The 19,931-nt window shown below is 62.4% G+C and carries 19 protein-coding genes; 17 read left to right on the top strand and 2 right to left on the bottom strand.

Annotated features, from left to right (window positions below):
- The first annotated feature begins 57 nt into the window (after nucleotides 1-57).
- The 5 genes from KQI82_RS02460 (at nucleotide 58) to KQI82_RS02440 (ending at nucleotide 4,813) form a co-directional block, all read left to right on the top strand.
- Entirely contained in the window at nucleotides 58-1,116 is a 1,059-nt protein-coding gene (locus tag KQI82_RS02460; RefSeq protein ID WP_216558243.1) for an acyltransferase, read from the top strand.
- A 66-nt stretch (nucleotides 1,117-1,182) separates the two neighbouring features.
- Nucleotides 1,183-1,674, top strand: a complete 492-nt coding sequence (gene lspA, locus KQI82_RS02455) for a signal peptidase II (protein ID WP_241426592.1) — start codon at nucleotides 1,183-1,185, stop codon at nucleotides 1,672-1,674.
- Nucleotides 1,655-2,572, top strand: a complete 918-nt coding sequence (locus KQI82_RS02450) for an RluA family pseudouridine synthase (protein ID WP_216558236.1) — start codon at nucleotides 1,655-1,657, stop codon at nucleotides 2,570-2,572. The genes lspA and KQI82_RS02450 overlap by 20 nt, the downstream gene beginning before the upstream one ends.
- A 106-nt stretch (nucleotides 2,573-2,678) precedes the next feature.
- Complete coding sequence (locus tag KQI82_RS02445; protein ID WP_216558233.1) at nucleotides 2,679-3,359, top strand: DUF2461 domain-containing protein; 681 nt, start codon at nucleotides 2,679-2,681, stop codon at nucleotides 3,357-3,359.
- Between the two features lie 278 nt (nucleotides 3,360-3,637).
- On the top strand, nucleotides 3,638-4,813 hold the full coding sequence (locus KQI82_RS02440) for an aminotransferase-like domain-containing protein (protein WP_216558231.1): 1,176 nt from the start codon (nucleotides 3,638-3,640) through the stop codon (nucleotides 4,811-4,813).
- Between the two features lie 20 nt (nucleotides 4,814-4,833).
- On the opposite strand, the gene KQI82_RS02435 is transcribed toward KQI82_RS02440, so the two are convergent.
- The gene (locus KQI82_RS02435) at nucleotides 4,834-5,817 is read right to left on the bottom strand and encodes an ATP-binding protein (RefSeq protein WP_216558227.1); all 984 of its coding nucleotides are present in this window, start codon (nucleotides 5,815-5,817) and stop codon (nucleotides 4,834-4,836) included.
- A 16-nt stretch (nucleotides 5,818-5,833) separates the two neighbouring features.
- The gene (locus KQI82_RS02430) at nucleotides 5,834-6,745 is read right to left on the bottom strand and encodes a DnaD domain-containing protein (protein WP_216558224.1); all 912 of its coding nucleotides are present in this window, start codon (nucleotides 6,743-6,745) and stop codon (nucleotides 5,834-5,836) included.
- Nucleotides 6,746-7,062: 317 nt separating this feature from the next.
- Here KQI82_RS02430 and KQI82_RS02425 point away from each other — a divergent pair, with 317 nt between their 5' ends.
- From KQI82_RS02425 to serS, 12 genes are all read left to right on the top strand, one after another.
- Complete coding sequence (locus tag KQI82_RS02425) at nucleotides 7,063-7,389, top strand: cell division protein ZapA (RefSeq protein ID WP_216558221.1); 327 nt, start codon at nucleotides 7,063-7,065, stop codon at nucleotides 7,387-7,389.
- Nucleotides 7,379-9,472: a U32 family peptidase gene (locus KQI82_RS02420; RefSeq protein WP_216558218.1), complete on the top strand. Its 2,094-nt coding sequence runs from the start codon at nucleotides 7,379-7,381 to the stop codon at nucleotides 9,470-9,472. Before KQI82_RS02425 ends, KQI82_RS02420 begins: the two co-directional genes overlap by 11 nt.
- Before the next feature lie 158 nt (nucleotides 9,473-9,630).
- Entirely contained in the window at nucleotides 9,631-10,062 is a 432-nt protein-coding gene (locus tag KQI82_RS02415; RefSeq protein ID WP_216558215.1) for a dUTP diphosphatase, read from the top strand.
- Between the two features lie 79 nt (nucleotides 10,063-10,141).
- Nucleotides 10,142-10,729, top strand: coding sequence for a Maf family protein (locus tag KQI82_RS02410; RefSeq protein ID WP_216558212.1), 588 nt, complete (start codon nucleotides 10,142-10,144; stop codon nucleotides 10,727-10,729).
- Nucleotides 10,730-10,746: 17 nt separating this feature from the next.
- A complete protein-coding gene (gene mreC / locus KQI82_RS02405; protein WP_216558209.1) occupies nucleotides 10,747-11,586 on the top strand; it encodes a rod shape-determining protein MreC in 840 nt (279 codons plus the stop codon).
- A gap of 18 nt (nucleotides 11,587-11,604) precedes the next feature.
- Entirely contained in the window at nucleotides 11,605-12,117 is a 513-nt protein-coding gene (locus KQI82_RS02400) for a hypothetical protein (RefSeq protein WP_216558206.1), read from the top strand.
- Nucleotides 12,118-12,127: 10 nt separating this feature from the next.
- Nucleotides 12,128-14,242 (top strand): penicillin-binding transpeptidase domain-containing protein, encoded by a 2,115-nt coding sequence (locus KQI82_RS02395; protein WP_216558203.1) that lies wholly within the window; start codon nucleotides 12,128-12,130, stop codon nucleotides 14,240-14,242.
- 38 nt (nucleotides 14,243-14,280) lie between these two features.
- Nucleotides 14,281-16,134: a glycoside hydrolase family 13 protein gene (locus KQI82_RS02390; protein WP_216558200.1), complete on the top strand. Its 1,854-nt coding sequence runs from the start codon at nucleotides 14,281-14,283 to the stop codon at nucleotides 16,132-16,134.
- Between the two features lie 176 nt (nucleotides 16,135-16,310).
- Complete coding sequence (locus KQI82_RS02385) at nucleotides 16,311-17,069, top strand: ParA family protein (protein ID WP_216558197.1); 759 nt, start codon at nucleotides 16,311-16,313, stop codon at nucleotides 17,067-17,069.
- Between the two features lie 34 nt (nucleotides 17,070-17,103).
- Complete coding sequence (locus KQI82_RS02380) at nucleotides 17,104-17,979, top strand: ParB/RepB/Spo0J family partition protein (protein WP_216558193.1); 876 nt, start codon at nucleotides 17,104-17,106, stop codon at nucleotides 17,977-17,979.
- Between the two features lie 27 nt (nucleotides 17,980-18,006).
- A complete protein-coding gene (locus KQI82_RS02375; protein ID WP_216558191.1) occupies nucleotides 18,007-18,555 on the top strand; it encodes a tetraspanin family protein in 549 nt (182 codons plus the stop codon).
- Nucleotides 18,556-18,619: 64 nt separating this feature from the next.
- Entirely contained in the window at nucleotides 18,620-19,927 is a 1,308-nt protein-coding gene (serS, locus tag KQI82_RS02370; protein WP_216558188.1) for a serine--tRNA ligase, read from the top strand.
- The last annotated feature ends 4 nt before the right edge of the window (nucleotides 19,928-19,931 follow it).

Raw genomic sequence — 19,931 nt, 5'->3', positions numbered from 1 at the left:
GCAATTTGCCCCGCCCTCCCCTGTTTTCCCGTCTTGATGCGATTGAAAGGAGTTTCTATGGAGAAAACGCTTCCTGTGCAAAGGCGCAGCGGCGCGGTGGACCTTATTAAAACCGTGGCGATTTTGGACGTACTCATCAGCCATGTGGCGGTACCCGCCTTTGCGGCGGACGCGGTAGGTACGCCGGCCTGGCTGTGCGCCCTGTTCTGGGCCTGCGTCTCCCATGTGAGCGTTTCCCTGTTCCTCATGGCCAGCGGCCAGCTGCTGCTGAACCCGGAAAAGGCCATAACGCTGAAGAAGCTCTATACCAAGAACTTCCCCCGGCTGCTGGCGGCGCTGCTGTTCTGGGCCGTGTGCTACAAGGTCTTCTCCCTTCTGGCCTATGGACAGCTGACCGCCCCCGCGCTGATCCAGTCCCTGAAAGAGGTGGTGCTTTTCCGCCATGAGGAGCACCTCTACTACCTGCACATCATGCTGTTGGTGTATGCCTTTTTGCCCATCACCTATCTTGTGGCCGCCCACGCGGACAGGCGCCAGCTCTCCTATCTCCTGGGGCTGTGGTTTTTGCTGGGGATCCTATACCCCACGGTCAAGACCTTCTGGCCCTTCACCCTCCTGGTGGGCATTCCCAAGCAGTGGCTGATGAACATGACCTACGCCTCCATCGGCTACACGCTCCTGGGCCGCTATCTCTCGGCCTATCACAGCGGCCCCGACAGGCGGTGGCCCTGGGCACTGACGGCCCTGGCGGGCTTTCTGACCGCCTTCTGCGGCAGCTGGGCCGCGTCCTCTGCCGCCGGGAAGTTGGACACCCACTTTTTCGAGGGCATGGGCGTGGGGATGTGCCTCATCGCCGTGGGCGTCTACGGCCTGTGCCTGTCCGTTCGCATTCCGGAATCCGCGGCCGCTGTGCTGGAGTACATCTCCAAGGCCTCCTTCTGCGTATTTCTGGTCCACATCTTCTTCCTGAAGACCTTTGCCCACTTCGGCCTGACCGCGCTGGTGGGGCCCGCGGTCGTGACAGTCCCCATGATGGCTCTGCTGCTTCTGGGCTGCGGCTGCCTGGACTACGAGGTGCTCCGCCGCATCCCCCTGGTCAACCGCTGGCTGATCTGAGCGGACGGCCGGCCTGCCGCAGGGCGCTGTAAGCGCGCCTTTAAACCAATGAGAGGAACCGTATCTATGCAGTCTTTGCTCTATATTGCCCTGGCCGCAGCGGCGCTGGCCGCGGACCAATGGGTCAAGCACTATGTCAGCGTCAATTTGATTTTAGGTGGAAGTCAGCCCCTGATCCCCGGCTTTGTGGAACTGCGGCTGGTCCACAACTACGGCGCCGCCTGGTCCAGCTTTTCCGGCATGCGGTGGCTGCTTGTGGTAGTGACCAGCGCCATTGTGGCGGCGGTGGCTTATTTCGCGGTGCGGCGGATTGTCCGCCACCCCCTGGGGCTGACCGCCTGCGCCCTGATCGTCTCCGGAGGCCTTGGCAATATCATCGACCGGATACGGCTTGGATATGTGGTGGACATGTTCAACTTTCAGTTCATACACTATCCCGTGTTCAACGTGGCGGACATCTGCGTGGTCACGGGAGCCATCTTAGCGGCAATCTATTATCTTTGGTTCTATGAGACACACGACAAGCAGGAGCGGCCCCATGGCAAGGATCACGTTTGAGGTCCCTCCGGAGGCCGCGGGAAGCCGAATTGACGCCTTTCTGGCCGCCTCGGCGGAGGGGCTGAGCCGCTCCGCCGCCGCACGGCTGCTGGAAGAGGGCCGGGTGCTCTGCGGCGGGAAGGCCGCGGCCAAAAATCTGCGCCTTGCAGGCGGCGAGGTGGTGGAGGCGGACCTTCCGGAGCCGGAGGCGCTGGATGTAAAAGCCCAGGACATTCCCCTGGACGTGGTCTACGAGGACGCCGACGTGATCGTGGTGAACAAGCCCAAGGGGCTGGTGGTGCACCCGGCACCGGGCCACAGCGACGGCACGCTGGTCAACGCGCTGCTTCACCACTGCGCCGGAAGCCTCTCCGGCATCGGCGGCGTGCTGCGCCCCGGCATCGTCCACCGCATCGACCGGGACACCTCGGGGCTCATCATCGCGGCCAAAAACGACGCGGCTCACCTGTCCCTCTCGGCCCAGCTTCAGGACCACACCCTGGCCCGGACCTACGAGTGCCTGGTGACCGGCAGTCTGAAGGAGGACCGGGGCACGGTGGACGCGCCCATCGGCCGCCACAAAGCCGACCGCAAAAAGATGGCCGTGGTCAGCGGCGGCAAGGAGGCGCTCACCCACTGGGAGGTCATCGAGCGCTATCCGGGCTGCACCTATGTCCGCTGCCGTCTCGAGACCGGACGCACCCATCAGATCCGGGTGCACATGGCCTATATCGGCCACCCGATCCTTGGCGACACGGTCTACGGGGCCAAAAAGGCGGTGCCGGGCCTTCAGGGCCAGTGCCTCCACGCCGTGGGGCTGCGGTTCATACACCCCCGCACCGGGGAGCTTGTGGAACTGAGCTGTCCCCTGCCCCAGGAGTTTCAGACCCAGCTGCGCGCACTCCGGTCCAGGCGGTAGGGCAATCCTTCTTTGGCAGGACGCCGGGGCGGAAGCATATGGAAATTTGCGGAGTATGGTATGACCGAAACCGGCACGATCCAAACAGGACGACAAGGAGTAGGATATGTTTCAGGGATTTGACGACGCAACAGTGGATTTCATGTGGGGAATCCGCTTCAACAATGAAAAACCGTGGTTCGAGGCCAACAAGCAGACCTATCTGGACCACTTCTACACACCCATGCGCTATCTGGCGGATGAGGTCTATGCCCACCTTTCGGAAAAGTGCCCGGACTACGGCCTGATCTGCCGGGTCTCCCGCATCTATCGGGACGCCCGCCGCCTCTTTGGCCGCGGCCCCTACAAGGACCACCTGTGGTTTTCCGTGGAGCGCCCCGGCGGCGCGTGGAGCGTGCAGCCCTGCTTCTGGTTTGAATTGGGGCCGGAGAGCTGGGGCTACGGCCTGGGCTATTACTCGGCCCAGCCGGTGACTATGATGAAGCTCCGCGCCCGGATGGATGCCAACCCGGCGCCCATGGAGAAGCTGACCCGTTCGCTGAGCCGCCAGAGCGAGTTCCAGATAGAGGGCGAGGAGTACAAAAAGCCCAAGGCCCAGGCGCCTTCAGCGCTGCTTGCGCCCTGGTACCGGAAGAAAAATTTCTCCATCAGCCACAACGAAGCGCTGTCGGAGGAGCTCTTTCACCGGCAGCTGTTAGACCGGCTGATCCGGGGCTATGACTTCCTGATCCCCTACTACGGCTACTTTGTGACGCTGGAGGGCGATCCTGATCCCCGGGAGACATAGGACGGGACAAGCCCCGGAGTTGGGTTGGCTCCGGGGCATATTTGCCAAGCCGCGATTGCCGGTCATCCACGGGCAGCGCCGCTCCGTCTCCCCGGTCCCGTGCGGAGTCCTGGGTCCTTTCCCGGCGGGCCTCCCCCTCCCTTGGGAAAATTCCCCTTTTCTTCCCGGCGGTTTCGTACTATAATGATTTAAATAACTGATTTATTCCTGTGGGCCGGCGCGCCGGCCCACATAAGAGACAAAGGAGTGCAGCTATGCAGATTCAGATTTCAAAGAGAATGTCAAAGCCCGATTTTCAGGGCGAGTTTGTGGACGCCATGCTCAAGGCCGCCACGGCACCGGACCTGATCTCCTTCGGCGGCGGGCTTCCCAACCCCATCTCCTTCCCGGTGGAGGACATTGAGGCGGCGGTCAACAAAGTGCTTCAGCAAAACGGCGTCCAGGCCCTTCAGTACAGCTCCACCGCCGGCTACGGGCCTCTGCGCAGCTTCATCGCCAAGCGTTACGCCCGCTTCGGCGTGACCCTCAGCGCCGACGACATCCTGATTACCAACGGCTCTCAGCAGGCGCTGGATATGCTCAGCGCGGTGTTGGTGGACCCCGGCGACGAGGTGCTGGTGGAGCGGCCCAGCTATCTGGCGGCCCTGCAGACCTTCCACCTGTACGACCCTGAAATCCTCACCGTGGGACTGACCGACAGCGGCGCTGACTGCGATGAGCTGGAGGAGCTGCTCAAGAGCCACTCCCCCAAATTCTTCTACGCCATTCCCAACTTCCAGAACCCCACGGGACTCACCTACTCCAAGGAGGTCCGGGAGCGGGTGGCCGCCCTGGTCGCCTCCACCAACATGCTGATGGTGGAGGACAACCCCTACGGCGAGCTGCGCTTCCGGGGCGAGGGCGGCGAATCCTTCGGCCGGTACTTAGGCGAACAGTGCTGCATGTTGGGCACCTTCTCCAAGACCGTGTCCCCGGGCATGCGCATCGGCTGGATCGCCTGCCCCAACAGAGCGCTGATGGAAAAACTCCTGGGCTACAAGCAGGTCATGGACCTGCACACCAACATCTTCTGCCAGATGGTGCTGGCCCAGTATCTGGAGGACAACGACCTGGACGCCCACATGGCCAGGATCAAGAACCTCTACCAGCATCAGGCGGACGTGATGATGGACTGCATTGCCCGCTACATGCCCGAGGGCGTGCGCTACACCAAACCGAAGGGCGGCATGTTCATCTGGGCCACCATGCCCGACGGCCTCTCCGCCGTGGAGGTGCAAAACGAGGCGGTGAAGCGGGGCGTGCTGGTCACGGCCGGCGACCCCTTCTATGAGAAGGACCGGGGCGTGGCCACCATGCGGCTGAACTACTCCAACTGCACCGACGAGAAGATCGAGCGGGGCATTCAGATCCTGAGCCAGGTGATTCGGGACCTGCTTCAGGCCCGTCAGGGTTAACTATAAAAAACGGGAGCGGCTCACTGCCGCTCCCGTTTCAGTTTCCGGATGTCGTCTCCGAAAAACACCAGCACCTCGTACTCCCCCTCGATTCGGGAGGCGATCTGGGACGTATAGCGCCGCCGAAGCTCGTCCGGGGTCAGGTTGGTGTTGAGGATGGTGGACTTGTCGGTCATCAGCCTGGTGTTCACAATCTGGTACAGGGCGCTCTGGATAAAGGAGGTGGTCATCTCCGTGCCCAGGTCATCTAAAATCAGCAGGTCGCAGTTCAGCACCCGGCGGACCTCCCCGTCCCCCTCCCGGCCGAATTTCTGGTCTTCAAACTGAGAAAAGATGCTGTTCGCGGTGTCATAGACCACGGAAAAGCCCCGGCCGCTGACCTCCCGGGCAATGCAGGCGGAGAGGAAGGTCTTCCCCAGGCCCGGCGCGCCGGTCATCAGCAAATTGGCGCTCTTTTTTCCAAAGCTGCGGGCGTAGTGGACGCAGGACTCGTATACGGTCTCCATGTGGGACCGGGGCGAACGCCCCATCTCCGGCCAGACGTTCTGGTCGTACCAGTCCAGAGAGAAGGTGTCGAAGCTCTGGCTGCCCAGGTCCAGCAGCCGGGACAGCTCCTTCATCTGTTCCTCTGCGTAGTAGCGCCGCAGACACCGGCACATCCGGCCGTCCCGGTAGCCGCTGTCGCCGCACAGGGGACACTCCGGCGTCTCATCCAAAAAGTCCGCGGCGTAGCCCCGGCTCATGAGCAGGCGCCGCTTCTCCTCCTGAAGGCCCAGGTTCTGGTCCCGGATCCGGCCGATGGCCTCCGACGGGTCCTGGCCCTGGCGCAGCGCCTGGGCGATGATCTGGCGCATGGTTCCGGCCAGCTCCCGGTCAATGGCCGATATCTCCGGAATCCGGGCATAGACCGCCGCCCGGCGGGCGGCAAACTCGTCGGTGCGCCGCTGCTTGTCCGCCTCATAGCGGCCCAGCGCCCGGCGCATCACTTTTCCATCCACTGCCACAGAGCGTCCTCCTCCATCACTTCAAATACTTTTTCAGCTCCGCCGCGCTCTGGCGGCTTCCCTGGGCGGCGGCCGGCACGGGGGCGGGGCGCCGTCCGTCGCCGGACTGAATCTCATCCACCGTGTGAAGCCCCTTCTCGTCCCACTTTTTCAAAATGCCGTCCAAGTAGTTCATCTTCAGCTTGTGGCAGCGCAGCATGGTCCTGTCGTAGGCCAGCGCCACCGCCTCGGGGGAAAAACCCATGTCGGCCCAGGCGGTGAGGTATTTCTCCTCCGAGGGAGCCGGGGGCCGGTCCCCCAATTGCAGCGCCTCCATGTACCGGGGCAGCATGCCCTGGCGGACGGCGTACTGCTTGAGATAGGCCGCCGCCCGCTCCTGGGTGTCCACGCCCCGGGCCGCCCAGGCATAGCCCTCCTGCTCAATCCGGCGCAGCGAGGGACGCCGCCCCGGCCCATAGCGCGCGGCGCTCCGCTCCATACAGTGGCACACTATCAGGTAGATCACGTCCGCCGGCAGCCCCAAATAGTCATACAGTCCCAAAAGAATGCTCAGGTCCGGGGTGGACAGCTTCTTCCCTAACTTCCGCTCCACCTCCGCCGTCAGGCAGCGGAACTCCTCGCTGTGCTCAAGGCAGTTCAGCACGTCCTCCCGCTCGTAGGCGGGCGGCGGGCTGGGCGCTGCCTCCCGCTGCTCTCCCGCCCCAAGCAGGTTCATGGCCCGGAGCTCGTCCTCAGCGGTCTGCAGCCGCATCCGGTCCCACTTCAGCTCCCGGCCGGCCTGCTCCATGGAGATTTCGCCTCGGCGGCGCAGCAGGCAGAGATATAAAAGGGCCGCGTCGCCGCTGCCGCTTCCGATGAGGCGGCGCAGCACGGGCCCGGACACCAGGACGCTCTCGTCCCCGTCCACAGGCAGCAGGCAGCTTGCCATACGCCGCCTCCTTTCTCTTGTGCTCTGGTTCTCCACCAGATTTCTTTCCTATTCTACACGAAATCTCCCTCCAGGACAACAGCAACTTTTCTGGAAGCGGCTCTTCCGGCAAATTGGACAAATTCTCTTTACCAGACCCGTTTTTATGGTATAATAGCCGTATACTGCATTTTACCAATGTGCCGCAGCGGCGACGGGCGCCTGCGGCATAACAGCTCCATGGGACTGTTGCAAGATAAATTGGCATATCTATAAAGCGGCGCTCCGGCACAGGCTGGTCCGCCTGAGGTTACAAAAGAGAAAGGGAGGCAATTCGGATGGAAAACCATGTTGTCGTCAATATCTGCGGCGAGGAATACAACTTTGTCGCCCAGGAGGCGCCCTCTTACATGCAGCGGGTGGGCAGCTATGTGGACGCCAAGATGACGGAGGTGCTCAAGGGCGCCCATGTGGGCCGCACCGACGCGGCTGTGCTTACCGCCGCCAACATCACAGACGAGCTTTTCAAGGCGCAGGAGGACGCGGAGAACCTCCGCCGGCAGCTGAAGGAATACGTGGAGGAGGCGGGCCGGGCCAAGGCCGAGGCGTCTGAACTCAAGCGGGAGATCTTCCGTCTCCAGAACGGGAACAAGCATGACCGGTAGGCCCGAGCTCCTCTCCCCCGCCGGCTCTCCGGAGGCGCTGCGCGCCGCCGTCCAGTGCGGCGCCGACGCCGTTTACTTGGGCGTGGGCAGCTTTAATGCCCGCCGGGGCGCCAAAAATTTCTCCGAAGAGGACTTCCTTCAGGCCCTGTCCTACTGCCATCTGTTGGGCGTCAAGGTCTACCTGACGCTGAACACCCTGCTCACGGACCGGGAGCTGCTCCAGGCCCTTCAGACCGCCCGCATGGCCTCCCAGGCCGGCGTGGACGCGGTGCTGGTACAGGACTGGGGTCTTTTTGAGTTGCTGCGCCAGACGCTACCGGACCTGCCCCTCCACGCCAGCACCCAGATGAGTATTTTCACCTCCGGCGGCGCATTGGAGGCCTCCCGCATGGGCTGCACCCGTGTGGTGGTGGCCCGGGAGCTGAGCGGTGAGGACATTGCCCGCATCATTCGCGCCAGCGGCGCCGAGATCGAGGTCTTTGCCCACGGCGCCCTCTGCATGAGCTACAGCGGCCAGTGCTCCATGAGCGCCTTTTTGGGCGGCCGCAGCGGCAACCGGGGCACCTGTGCCCAGCCCTGCCGCCTGCCCTACCGGCTGGAGCGTGATGGACGGCCGGCCAAGCCCGGCCACCCTCTCAGCCTGAAGGACAGCTCCATGGCCGACCACCTGGAGGAGCTGCGGCAGATGGGCGTGGCATGTCTTAAGTTGGAGGGCCGGATGAAGCGTCCGGAGTATGTGGCGGTGGTCACGTCCATCTACGCCCGGCTCCTCCGGGAGCGCCGCACTCCCACGGACAAGGAGGCCCAACAGCTCTCCGACGCCTTTTCCCGCAGCGGCTTCACGGACTGGTACTACCGGGGCAAACGGGGCGCCGATATGTTCGGCACCCGCCCCGAGGACGCCCGGGAGCCCCGGGAGCTCTTTGCCCAGGTCCGCTCCGCCTATGAAAGCGGCACGCTGCGCACCGTGGGCGTCTCCTTTTTCTGCCGGGTGGGCGTGGGCGTACCGGTGGTGCTCACCGCCACCGATGACCGCGATCACATTGTTTCCGTCACAGGGCCGGTGCCCGAGGCCGCCCGCAGCCGCGCCGTCACCGCCGGCGAGGTGGAGGAGCGGCTGAAAAAGACTGGCGGCACCGCCTTCCACTGCACCGGGGCCACCGCCGTGGTGGACGAGGGCCTCTCCTTAAGCGCCGCGTCCATCAACGCCCTGCGCCGTCAGGCCCTGGAGGAGCTGACCGCGGAACGGGTCCGCCCGCCCAAACGGCGGAGTCTGGAACCCCAGCCCCTGCCTCCTGCCCTTTGGAACCACAAGGGTCCGCCCCGCCTCACCTGCTCGCTGAGCCGGGGCGGCCAGCTCAGCGAGGAGCTGGTGGACCAGGGCCCGGCCCGGATCTACCTGCCCCTGGAGCGGATCGGCGAATTCGACCTGGCCCCCTATTTGGGGAGAACCGAGTTTTATGCCCTGTTTCCCCGGGTCTGGCGGGACGCGGACGAAACAGAGCTCCGCTCGCTGCTGCTCACTGCCCGGGACAGCGGCGTTACCGGACTGGGCCTTTCCAACCTGGGCCACTTCCCCCTGGCCCGGGAGTCCGGCATGACTCTGGCCGGAGACTTTGGACTCAATGTCTTCAACTCCCGCTCCCTGCTCTTTTTGTATCAGCGGGGCCTCTCCTCCGCCGCAGTCTCCTTTGAACTGCGCCGGGAACAGATACGGGACCTTGAAAAATTTCTCAGCGTGGAGGCGGTGGTCTACGGCCGGCTGCCTCTCCAGATCATGGAGAACTGCCTGGTGCAAAATGACGGCGGCTGCCCCTGCGACGGCACGGCCGCCCTCCGGGACCGGACCAACGCGTCCTTCCCCATCCTCTGCGCCTATGGCTGCCGAAGCGAGCTGCAAAACAGCCGTGTGCTTTGGCTGGCGGACCGGGAGGACTGGAAGGACATCGGTCTTTCTTACGCCCGGCTTCGCTTCACCACCGAATCCGCCGAGGAATGCGCCCAGGTGTTCCGGGCCTACCGCCGCTCCGGCGAGCCGCCGGCCCTTTTTACCCGGGGCCTTTTCTACAAGGGAGTGGACTAACCGGCATCTTCAGGCGAATGCGGCTCTCCCGCACGCGGCCTTTTTTGGAAACTTTTAGTAATATTTTATTTATATAATACGATTTACAATCAGTTGAAACAGAATTTTCTGCATGTTTGCAGAATCGGTCTGAGCTTGCTGATACAAGGAGAAACTTTATGGAGACCATTCACGTCAAATATTTTTCAGACGACTCCCCCCGGCTTTGCTATGTGGAGGGAAAATCCGACTGGATCGACCTGGCCGCGGCGGAGGACGTGACCCTTTCCGCCGGGGAGTTCCGGCTGATCCCCCTTGGGATCGCCGTGGCCCTGCCGGAGGGCTACGAGGCCCATATCGTGCCCCGCAGCTCCACGTTTAAGAACTACGGCATTTTGCAGACCAACTCCATGGGTGTGGTGGACTGGTCCTACCGGGGCAGCGGCGATGAGTGGCGGATGCCGGTCTATGCCACCCGCAACACATTCATCCCCAGAGGCAGCCGAATCTGCCAGTTCCGGATCATGGCCCACCAGCCCCGCTTAGAATTCGTGGCCTGCAGCTCCCTGGAGGAGTCCGACCGGGGCGGCTTTGGTTCAACCGGCAAGTAAGATTGCTTGTCATATATTGCGGCCTACGAAATGCAGCTGTAAATTTTGTAACTTAAGCGCCTATGGCGCGTGGAGGAGCATGGCACAGATTGTATTGGCCTCCGGCTCACCCCGGCGGCAGGAGCTTTTGTCCCGGATCGGCATCCGGGAGTTTGACATCCGCGTTCCCAAGGTGGAGGAGTGGTATCCCAAGGGCCTGACGCCGCCCCAGGTGGTGGAGTATATCTCCCGGGAGAAGGCGGAGGCCGTCCGATGCACGCCGGAGGAAATTGTCATCACCGCCGACACAATGGTGTTTTTGGGGGATGAGCGGCTGGGCAAGCCCCGGGATGAGGAGCAGGCGCTGAAGATGCTCCTGTCCCTTCAGGGCCGCACCCACACCGTCTGCACCGGCGTCACCGTCCGTCAGGGGGAGCGGTTTCTGACCGAATCGGAATCCACCGCCGTCACCTTCCGCCCCGCCTCGGAGCGGGAGCTGCACGCCTACATCCAGAGCGGCGAGCCCATGGACAAGGCGGGCGCCTACGGCGTCCAGGGCCTTGGCGCACTGTTGGTGGAGGGCATCCGCGGCGACTTTTACAATGTGATGGGGCTGCCGCTGCTGCGTCTTTCCCGGATGCTGGAGCGGTTTGGCGTGACGTTCTTAGACGGGCAAGAGGGTTTGTAACGCAAGAGGAGGCGGCTTTGAAACACTTTTTAAAAAAACACGGTCTGTGGATTCTCTTTGCCGCGGCGGTCATCGCAGTGGCTCTTTCCGTCATGTCCGTTTTCACCAACACCTCCGCCCCGCTGACCAATCTGGCCGGAATCATCACCTCCCCCTTCCGCAGCGCCTTCACCTCCGTGGCGGAGTGGTTCAACGACAAGCAGGCCTACTACGCCGACTACAAGGCGCTGGAGGAGGAAAACGCGGAGCTGCGCAACCGGATCGCGAAGATGGAGGAGGCGATTCGGCAAAGCGAGGCGGACAGCGAGGAAAACGCCCGCTTGCGCTCCCTTTTGAACCTGCGGGAGCAGCGAAAGGACTTTGACCTTGAATCTGCCCGCATCACCGCCCGCAACACCTCCAACTGGACCTCCTCCCTGACGCTGAACCGGGGCACGGACCACGGTGTGGCGGTGGGAGACTGCGTGGTCAACGAGCAGCACTACCTGGTGGGCGTGGTCTCCGAGGCGGGGCTGAACTGGTGTACGGTCCTCACCATCATCGACACGGATACCCAGCTTGGCGCCATGGTCTTCCGCACCGATGAGATCGGTGTGGCCAGCGGCGACTTCAACCTGATGGGTGAAAAGCGCCTGAAGCTCAGCTACCTGCCCGCCGATTCCACGCTGCTCAACGGGGACCTCATCATCACCTCCGGCGTGGGCGGCTACTATCCCACAGGGCTGGTCATCGGCTCCGTGGAGGAGGTCAAACTGGACGACTCCGGCCTGACCCAGTACGCGGTGATCGCCCCCATGGTGGACTTTGATGGGCTGAGCCAGGTGTTCATCATCAAGGGCTTTGACATCGTGGAGTAAGGAAAGGAGGCATAAAGTTTGCCTTTTCGCAATGTAACGGTGGTCCGCTGGCTGCTCTACAGCCTGGCCTTTCTTTTCTGCTGTCTGGTTCAGGGCCTTGTAATGCAGCATATTCTTCTGCGGGGCGTTTTCCCCTTCCTCTACCCGGCGGTGGTGGCGGTGCTGGCCGCCCAGGAGGGGCCGTTTTCTGGCACCGCCTTCGGCCTGGTGGCCGGCCTGGTCTGTGATTTGACCATCACCGGCCCCCTGCCCTGCTTTTACACCCTGCTCTTTCCCCTGGCGGGCCTGCTCTCCGGCCTCATCGCCGAGGGGTTGGTCTCCGCCGGGTTCCTCTGTTCCCTTGCGGCCGTGTCGGCGTCCTTTGTGCTGGTGGATGGGGCCCGGATTCTCCTCTTGCTGCTCAGCGGCCTGGGCGATGTCTCCCGGGCGCTGATGCTCTCTCTACAGGAGACGGCGCTGACGCTGGTCTTTGTGCTGCCGGTGCACCTGCTCTTTTCCGCCATCCACCGCAAGTGCCGCGACATCGATTGAAAGGAGTCACATGGAAGACAGCAAATATTTTCACATCCGCGTCTCAGTGATCGCGCTGTTTCTGGCCGTTTGCCTCACGGCCTTTGTGGGCGTGCTCTACTCCACCCAGATCGTCCACGGCCAGGACTACCTGGAGCAGTCGGTGCGCACCATCACCCAGCGGGAGACGGTGGAGGCCTCCCGGGGCATTCTCACCGACCGCAACGGCAAAACCCTGGTATCCAACCGCCTGAGCTATACGCTGACCTTTGACAGCTCCCTTTTGGACAAGGGAGAAAATGAGGCGGAGGCCATCTGGAACCTGATTCAGCTCTGCCAGAGGTATGGTGTGGAGTGGGTGGAGAATCTGCCCATCACCGCTCAGGCTCCCTTTGCCTTTGCTCTGGACGGACTGGATTCCACCCAAAGTTCCCGCTTTATCAAATACCTTCAGGCCAACAAGTGGATCGCAGACTCCCTGCCCGCCTCCTACCGCGCGGAGGAGATGACCCGGCAGGAGCAGCTTTCCGCCTATCTGAAGGAGAGCGGCCTGAGCGCGGACACGCTTCTTGCCGGCATGCGCACGGTGCTGGGCGTGCCCGCCTCCTACAGTGACAGCCAGGCCCGCTCCGTCATGGGGGTACAGTACGAGCTTGCGGTGCGTAAACTGGTGAATACCTCCGCCTATATCTTTGCCGTGGATGTGAGCACGGAGATGATCTCCGAGATCACCGACGGCGACTATCCCGGCGTAAAGGTGGGCTCCTCCTCCGTCCGGGACTATCAAACCGACGCTGCGGCCCACATCTTAGGATTTGTGGGGCGCATGGAGGATGAATATGAAGAGCTGAAGGACAAAGGCTATTCCTTAGACGACCTGGTAGGCAAATCCGGCGTGGAGCTGGCCTTTGAGGAATACCTCCACGGCACCGACGGCACCCGGGTGGTCTCGAAAAACAGCGAGGGCAAAACCACCAGCGAGCTTTACACCAAGGCCCCTCAGCCCGGAAGCACCGTGTCGCTGACCATCGATCTGCCCTTTCAGGAGGCCGTGGAGACCGCCCTGGCCAAGACCGTGGGCGATATGACGGAAAAGGACGGCATCTCCCGGGGAGGCGGCGCGGCCGTGGTCCAGGTGGGCACCGGAGAGGTGATGGCGCTGGCCTCCTACCCCACCTACAACCTGGCCACCTACTCCCAGGACAGCGCCGAGCTCAACACCCGGGAGGACGCGCCCCTCTTCAACCGTGCCACCCAGGGCACCTATCCCCCCGGCTCCACCTTTAAACCCCTCACCGCCATCGCGGCGTTGGAGGAAGGCGTTGTCACCCCCAGCGAAAAGATTCGGGACACCGGCCGGTGGTACTATCCCCAGATGATCGCCGGCTCGGAGCCCTTCGGCCTCAACTGCTGGAATCGCAGCGGCCACGGCCTTGTCAATATCACCGAGGCCATCACCGTCTCCTGCAACTATTTTTTCTACCAGATGGGTTATCTGCTGGGCATCGACAGGATAGACGAATATGCCGCGGCCTTTGGCCTGGGCCAGCCCACGGGAATTGAAATAGATGAGAAATCCGGCACGCTGGCCAGCCCCGCGGCGCGGGAGGCAGCCGGCGGCACCTGGTATGGAGGAGACACGGTACAGGCCGCCATCGGCCAGTCCGACCACCTGTTTACGCCGCTCCAGCTGGCCAACTATGTGGCCACCATTGTCTCCGGCGGCAAGCACTACCCGGCCCATCTGCTCAAAAGCGTCAAATCCTATGACAACTCGGAGCTGCTCTACGCCGGTGTTCCGGATCCGCTGAACACCGTTTCCATCAGCGACTCCACCCTCAATGTGGTAAAGACCGGCATGCATGGTCTGGTCACCTCCGGAAGCCTTTCCTCCTACTTTGCAAACTGCGTGGTGGACGCGGGCGCCAAGACCGGCACCGCCCAATTGGGCGCCAAAATAAAAGACAACGGCATCCTTGTCTGCTTTGCCCCCTACGACGATCCGGAGATCGCTTTGGCCATTGTCATTGAAAAGGGCGGCTCCGGTGCGGCGCTGGCCTCCACCGCCGTGGAGATTCTCAACTCCTACTTCTCCACCGATGAGATCGGCGCGGCGCTGATCGGCGAGGACCAGCTTCTGCAATAGCACGCCCATCCAAATTATTTTCCGAAAGGAATGGAGACATGTCCTCTTGCTTTGACTCCCGGGACCCGCGCTGCAAGACCCCTTACGGCGCCGTTCCCACCTCCACCCCTGTGACCCTCACCCTCCGCCCGGTCGGCGCGGAGGGTTTTCCCCGCTGTGAACTCCTTGCCTACCACGACTTTGCCGCCTCAGAGGAGGTGCTCGCCCTCTCTCCCACGGAGGAGGGCGGATTCACCATCACCTTTTCCGCCCCCGCTGAGCCGGAGATCGTGTGGTATGCCTTCCGCTTTTACCGCGCAGACGGCTCCTCCCGCTGCCTTACCCGCGGCGGCTGGGGGGAAAGCGCCGACGAACGCCGCTGGCAGCTGACGGTCTACTCTGGGCACAGATCCACCCCTGAGTGGTTCGGCCGGGGCATTACCTACCAAATATTCCCAGATCGTTTCTGTCGGCTCTCCCTTCCAAAGCCCGACGGCGTGGTGGGCAACCGTGTGGTGCACAAAGACTGGAACGAACCCATGGACTATCTGCCGGACCCGGACGGCGAGGTGCGCAGCCGGGACTTCTACGGTGGCTCATTGTTGGGCATCTCCTCCAAGCTGCCCTATCTTCAGAGCCTTGGAGTCTCCACACTGTATCTCTGTCCCATCTTTGAATCCGCCTCCAATCACCGCTACAACACGGCGGACTACCGGAAGATCGATCCCTTCCTTGGCACGGAGGAGGACTTTGCGCACCTGTGCGGCGAGGGGCGCAAATACGGCATCCGGGTGGTGTTGGACGGCGTGTTCAACCACACCGGCTCCAACAGCGTCTACTTCAACCAGGAGGGCTTTTACCCCTCCGTTGGCGCGGCCCAGAGCCTAAGCTCCCCCTATGCCGGCTGGTACCGGTTTTCCCATTGGCCGGATCAGTACGACGCCTGGTGGGGCATCCGCACCCTGCCCGCCGTCCAGGAGGATGATCCGGGCTATCGGGCCTATATGGTGACGGGAGAGGACTCGGTGATCCGCCGCTGGCTCCGCCTGGGCGCCTCCGGCTGGCGGCTGGATGTGGCCGACGAGCTGCCCGACGACTTCATCCGGGACATCCGCCGCGCCATGGAGGAGACGGAGGGCGACGCCATTTTGTTGGGCGAGGTGTGGGAAGACGGGTCCAATAAGATAGCCTATTCCCAGCGCCGCCGCTATCTCCTTGGGGATGAGACACATGCCCTGATGAATTATCCCTTCCGCAACGCCGCTCTTGCCTATCTTTTGGGCGGACCGGCGGAGGCTTTTTATGAGGCCATGGAGAGCATCCGGGAGAATTATCCCGCCCCTGCCTTTTACTCGGCCATGAATTTTTTGGGCACCCATGATACGCCGCGGATTCTCACGCTCCTGGGCCAGCCAGCCCCCATCACCGACCGGGCGGAGCGCCGGGTCTACCGCCTCTCGGGAGAGGAGCTCCGGCGGGGACTGCGGCGGTTGCGGCTGGCGGCACTGCTGCTCTACGCCTTCCCCGGCTCCCCCACCATCTTTTACGGCGACGAGGCGGGGATGCAGGGCTTTGAGGACCCCTTTAACCGGGGGACCTTCCCCTGGGGCCATGAGAACAGGGAGCTTCTTGAGCACTACCGCCTGTTGGGCCGCATCCGCACCCAGCGCCCCTCTTTGCAAAGCGGAACCATCCGTTACCAAGCCGCCCAGGGCGGCCTGCTGGTCTTTTCCCGGCAGGAGGGCGATGAGACCACCTGGGCCCTTTTCAACTGCGGGGCAGAGGAGCGCAGTCTGACCCTTCCCTACCCGGGCGACCTGGCCACGGACCTGCTCACCGGTCAGCAGTTTGCGGTTTTAGACGGAGAGGTGGAGCTGACGCTGCCCTCCCTGGATGGAATGCTGCTTGTCTGAGGGTTTGGCTTTCAGGGCACTGTTTCACGTGAAACAGTGCCCTTTTTGTTTGCCCTCCTGTTTCACGTGAAACTTCTTCCGCTTTTTTCTCCCTTATTCTTGAAATGAGGGGACAAGCTTGCTATACTGTAATTTGTATGGGTTTTCACTCAACCATTGAGAAAGCAGGTGCCCTTTTGGCTAAAATCATCGCAATTGTCAATCAAAAAGGCGGCGTGGGCAAGACGACCACCTGCGTCAATCTGACCGCCGCCCTTCACGAGTTGGGCAAGCGGGTGCTGCTGTGCGACTTTGACCCCCAGGCCAACTCCACCTCCGGGATGGGCGTGGACAAATCCCTGTCCCAGGGCGTCTACCAGGTGATGGTGGGCGACGCTCCGGTGCGTGAGGCGGTGGTTTCCACCCGCTACGGCGACGTGCTGCCCTCCAACAAGGCGCTGGCCGGCGCGGGCATTGAGCTGATTTCCATGGACTCCCGGGAGTTTTTGCTGCGAAATGCCCTCAACCAGCTTCAGGACGACTATGACTTCATCTTCATCGACTGTCCCCCCTCCCTGGAGCTTTTGACCCTCAACGCCCTCTGCGCGGCGGACGCGCTGCTGGTTCCGGTGCAGGGGGAATACTTTGCACTGGAGGGGCTTTCAGACCTGATGAGCACCGTGCGCATCGTGCGCCGGTCCCTGAACCCCCGGCTGGAACTGGAGGGCGTGCTGCTGACCATGTTTGACGGCCGCACCAACCTGGCCCTCCAGGTGGCGGAGGAGGTCAAGCGCTTTTTCCCGGGCAAGGTCTACTCCACGGTGATTCCAAGGAATGTGCGGCTCAGCGAGGCCCCAAGCCACGGCAAGCCCATCACCTCCTACGACCGCAGCTCCCGGGGCGCGGAGAGCTACACCGCCCTGGCCAGGGAGTTTCTCAGGAAGAACAGCCAATAACTCTACTTACTTTTCCTTTTGAAGGGAGATCGCTATGGCAACAAATAAGGCAAAGGGTCTGGGCCGGGGACTGGGGGCCCTTTTGGGCGAGGAAGCGCTGAAAGGTGATACGGGAAGCGCCCTCTCCCTCCCCATTTCCCAGGTGGAGAGCTGCTCCAGCCAGCCCCGCAAGTTTTTTGACGACGCCTCCCTGGCGGACTTGGCGGACTCTATCCGTCAGCACGGCATCATCCAGCCTCTGACGGTGCGCCGCCTCTCCTCCGGCTACTATCAGATCATCGCCGGAGAGCGCCGCTGGCGGGCGGCGCGTCTGGCCGGGCTGCAGGAGGTGCCGGTCATCGTCATCGAGGCCGACGACCGCAAGGCCGCTGAGCTGGCCATGATCGAAAACCTCCAGCGGGAGGACCTGAACCCCATGGAGGAGGCCTCCGGCTTCCAGTCCCTCATCGACACCTACCACATGACCCAGGAGGAGGCGGCCGCCGCGGTGGGCAAGTCCCGCAGCGCCGTGGCCAACTCCCTGCGGCTTCTTGGGCTCTGTCCTCCGGTCCGCAAGCTGGTGGAGGAAGGCGCCCTGTCCTCCGGCCATGCCCGGGCCCTGCTGCCCTTGGGGGCGGAGGCTCAGCAAAAGGCCGCCGCCGCGGTGGTGGACGGCGATCTCTCCGTCCGGCAGACGGAGACGCTGGTCAAGAAACTGACCGAGTCCAAGCCGAACGGCCCCGCGCCGAAAAGCGGCGTCAGCGTCAACTATACGGAGGAGGCCCAGAAGGAGCTCAGCTCCCGGCTGGGCCGGGGCTGCCGCATTGTCAGCGGCCGGAAAAAGGGCCGCATTGAGCTGGAATACTATGGTCTGGACGACCTGAACGATCTTTTGGAGGCCTTGTCCGCCCTGAAGCACAGGGACGCATGATTTATTGGAAAGGATGTCAAACTAACCATGAAGTTCAAAAAGCGGGGCGACGGCGCCCAGGACGCGGTCCCGGCCCCGGAGGAGGCTGCTTCCGGCCGTCAGAAGCCCGTCTTCATCTATATCATCATACTTTTTACCGTGGCATTCGCCCTGATCCTTGTCTCCTTTGTGATGCACCAGCGCAGCAACCAGCAGGTCTTGGGCGAGCTTCACAACAATGTCAACGCCATCGAGGAGCTGCAGGACGCTCTGGATGAGAATCTGCAGCTGCAAAAGGCGATAGAGAGGGCCCAGAAGGAACTGAGCAGCACAGAGGAACAGCTTGAGAGCGAACAGGCCCAGCGAAAGAGCAAGGAGGATGAATCCTCCGCCCTCCTTGGTCTCTACTGCCTCCAGCAGCAGTATTCCGCCGGCGATTACGCCCAGTGTCAGGCGTCTATCGACCAGTATGAGAAGAGCGGCGTGATGGACGCCCTGCCCAAGGAGTCCGGAAATGCTGACGTGGTCTCCCCTTTTCAGCGCTATCAGCAGCTGAAAGAGGGCGTGGCCCAGAAGATGGCCGAGCCAGCCGAATAGGCCTGTTTCACGTGAAACAGTTCCATGCCGCAGCGCGGCACAATTTGTAATGAGGTGAACAATCGTGCTTGATATCAAACTGATCCGGGAAAATCCCGACCTGGTGCGTCAGAACATCAGAAACAAATTCCAGGACAGCAAGCTCCCCCTGGTGGACGAAGTGCTGAAGTTGGATGAGGAGTTCCGCGCCGCCGTCACGGAGGGCAGCGAGCTCCGGGCCGCCCGCAACTCCCTCAGCAAGCAGATCGGCATGCTGATGGGTCAGGCCAAAAAGGACCCGTCCAAGCTGTCAGAGGCGGAGGCCGTCAAGGCCCAGGTCACCGCCAACGCCGAGCGGCTCAAGGAGCTGGAAGAGCGGGAAGCCGAGCTGGAGGGGGAAATCCGCAAACGGATGCTGGTGATTCCCCAGCTTTTGGATGAGAAAGTGCCCATCGGCAAAGACGATTCACAAAACGTGGAGGTGGCGCGCTTCGGCGAGCCCGTGACCCCTCCCTTTGAAATCCCCTACCACGCGGAGATCATGGAGTCCTTTGAGGGACTGGATCTGGACGCCGCCCGCCGGGTGGCTGGCAACGGCTTTTACTATCTCATGGGCGACATGGCCCGGCTCCACTCCGCCGTCATCTCCTACGCCCGGGATTTCATGATCGACCGCGGCTTTACCTACTGCGTGCCGCCCTTTATGATCCGCCAGGGCGTGGTGGACGGCGTTATGAGCTTTGCGGAAATGGACGCCATGATGTACAAGATCGAAGGCGAGGACCTCTATCTCATCGGCACCAGCGAACACTCCATGATCGGAAAGTTTATCGACCAGATTCTTCCGGAGGAGTCCCTGCCCCAGACGCTGACCTCCTACTCACCCTGCTTCCGCAAGGAAAAGGGCGCCCATGGCATTGAGGAGCGTGGCGTATACCGCATCCACCAGTTTGAAAAGCAGGAGATGATCGTGGTCTGCAGGCCCGAGGAGTCCCCCGTCTGGTTTGACAAGCTGTGGCAGAACACGGTGGAGCTGTTCCGCAGCCTGGACATCCCCGTCCGGACGCTGGAGTGCTGCTCCGGGGACCTGGCGGATTTGAAGTGCCGCTCCCTTGATGTGGAGGCCTGGTCTCCCCGGCAGCAGAAGTACTTCGAGGTGGGCTCCTGCTCCAACCTGGGCGACGCGCAGGCCCGGCGGCTGAAAATCCGCGTCACCGGGCAGGATGGAAAGAAATACCTGCCCCACACGCTGAACAACACAGTGGTGGCGCCGCCCCGGATGCTCATTGCCTTCCTCGAAAACAACCTCTGTGATGACGGCTCCGTCCGGGTACCGGAAGCGCTGCGCCCCTATATGGGCGGCAAGGAGCTGCTGCTTCCCAAGAAGAGGTAAATAC

This window comes from Dysosmobacter acutus, from assembly GCF_018919205.1.
Taxonomy (GTDB): Bacteria; Bacillota; Clostridia; order Oscillospirales; family Oscillospiraceae; genus Oscillibacter; species Oscillibacter acutus.
The sequence above is the reverse complement of the archived record's forward strand: the minus strand, read 5'-3'. Positions and strand labels throughout refer to the sequence as shown.

What these genes read in the sequence shown, in the direction of transcription:
- KQI82_RS02445 (WP_216558233.1), top strand. Translation starts at nt 2,679, where the DNA reads ATGTTTCAGGGATTTGACGACGCAACAGTGGATTTCATGTGGGGAATC.
- KQI82_RS02440 (WP_216558231.1), top strand. Translation starts at nt 3,638, where the DNA reads ATGTCAAAGCCCGATTTTCAGGGCGAGTTTGTGGACGCCATGCTCAAG.
- KQI82_RS02395 (WP_216558203.1), top strand. Translation starts at nt 12,128, where the DNA reads ATGGAAGACAGCAAATATTTTCACATCCGCGTCTCAGTGATCGCGCTG.
- KQI82_RS02380 (WP_216558193.1), top strand. Translation starts at nt 17,104, where the DNA reads ATGGCAACAAATAAGGCAAAGGGTCTGGGCCGGGGACTGGGGGCCCTT.
- KQI82_RS02390 (WP_216558200.1), top strand. Translation starts at nt 14,281, where the DNA reads ATGTCCTCTTGCTTTGACTCCCGGGACCCGCGCTGCAAGACCCCTTAC.
- KQI82_RS02420 (WP_216558218.1), top strand. Translation starts at nt 7,379, where the DNA reads ATGACCGGTAGGCCCGAGCTCCTCTCCCCCGCCGGCTCTCCGGAGGCG.
- KQI82_RS02460 (WP_216558243.1), top strand. Translation starts at nt 58, where the DNA reads ATGGAGAAAACGCTTCCTGTGCAAAGGCGCAGCGGCGCGGTGGACCTT.
- KQI82_RS02430 (WP_216558224.1), bottom strand. Translation starts at nt 6,745, where the DNA reads ATGGCAAGCTGCCTGCTGCCTGTGGACGGGGACGAGAGCGTCCTGGTG.
- KQI82_RS02410 (WP_216558212.1), top strand. Translation starts at nt 10,142, where the DNA reads ATGGCACAGATTGTATTGGCCTCCGGCTCACCCCGGCGGCAGGAGCTT.
- KQI82_RS02375 (WP_216558191.1), top strand. Translation starts at nt 18,007, where the DNA reads ATGAAGTTCAAAAAGCGGGGCGACGGCGCCCAGGACGCGGTCCCGGCC.
- KQI82_RS02415 (WP_216558215.1), top strand. Translation starts at nt 9,631, where the DNA reads ATGGAGACCATTCACGTCAAATATTTTTCAGACGACTCCCCCCGGCTT.
- KQI82_RS02450 (WP_216558236.1), top strand. Translation starts at nt 1,655, where the DNA reads ATGGCAAGGATCACGTTTGAGGTCCCTCCGGAGGCCGCGGGAAGCCGA.
- KQI82_RS02425 (WP_216558221.1), top strand. Translation starts at nt 7,063, where the DNA reads ATGGAAAACCATGTTGTCGTCAATATCTGCGGCGAGGAATACAACTTT.
- lspA (WP_241426592.1), top strand. Translation starts at nt 1,183, where the DNA reads ATGCAGTCTTTGCTCTATATTGCCCTGGCCGCAGCGGCGCTGGCCGCG.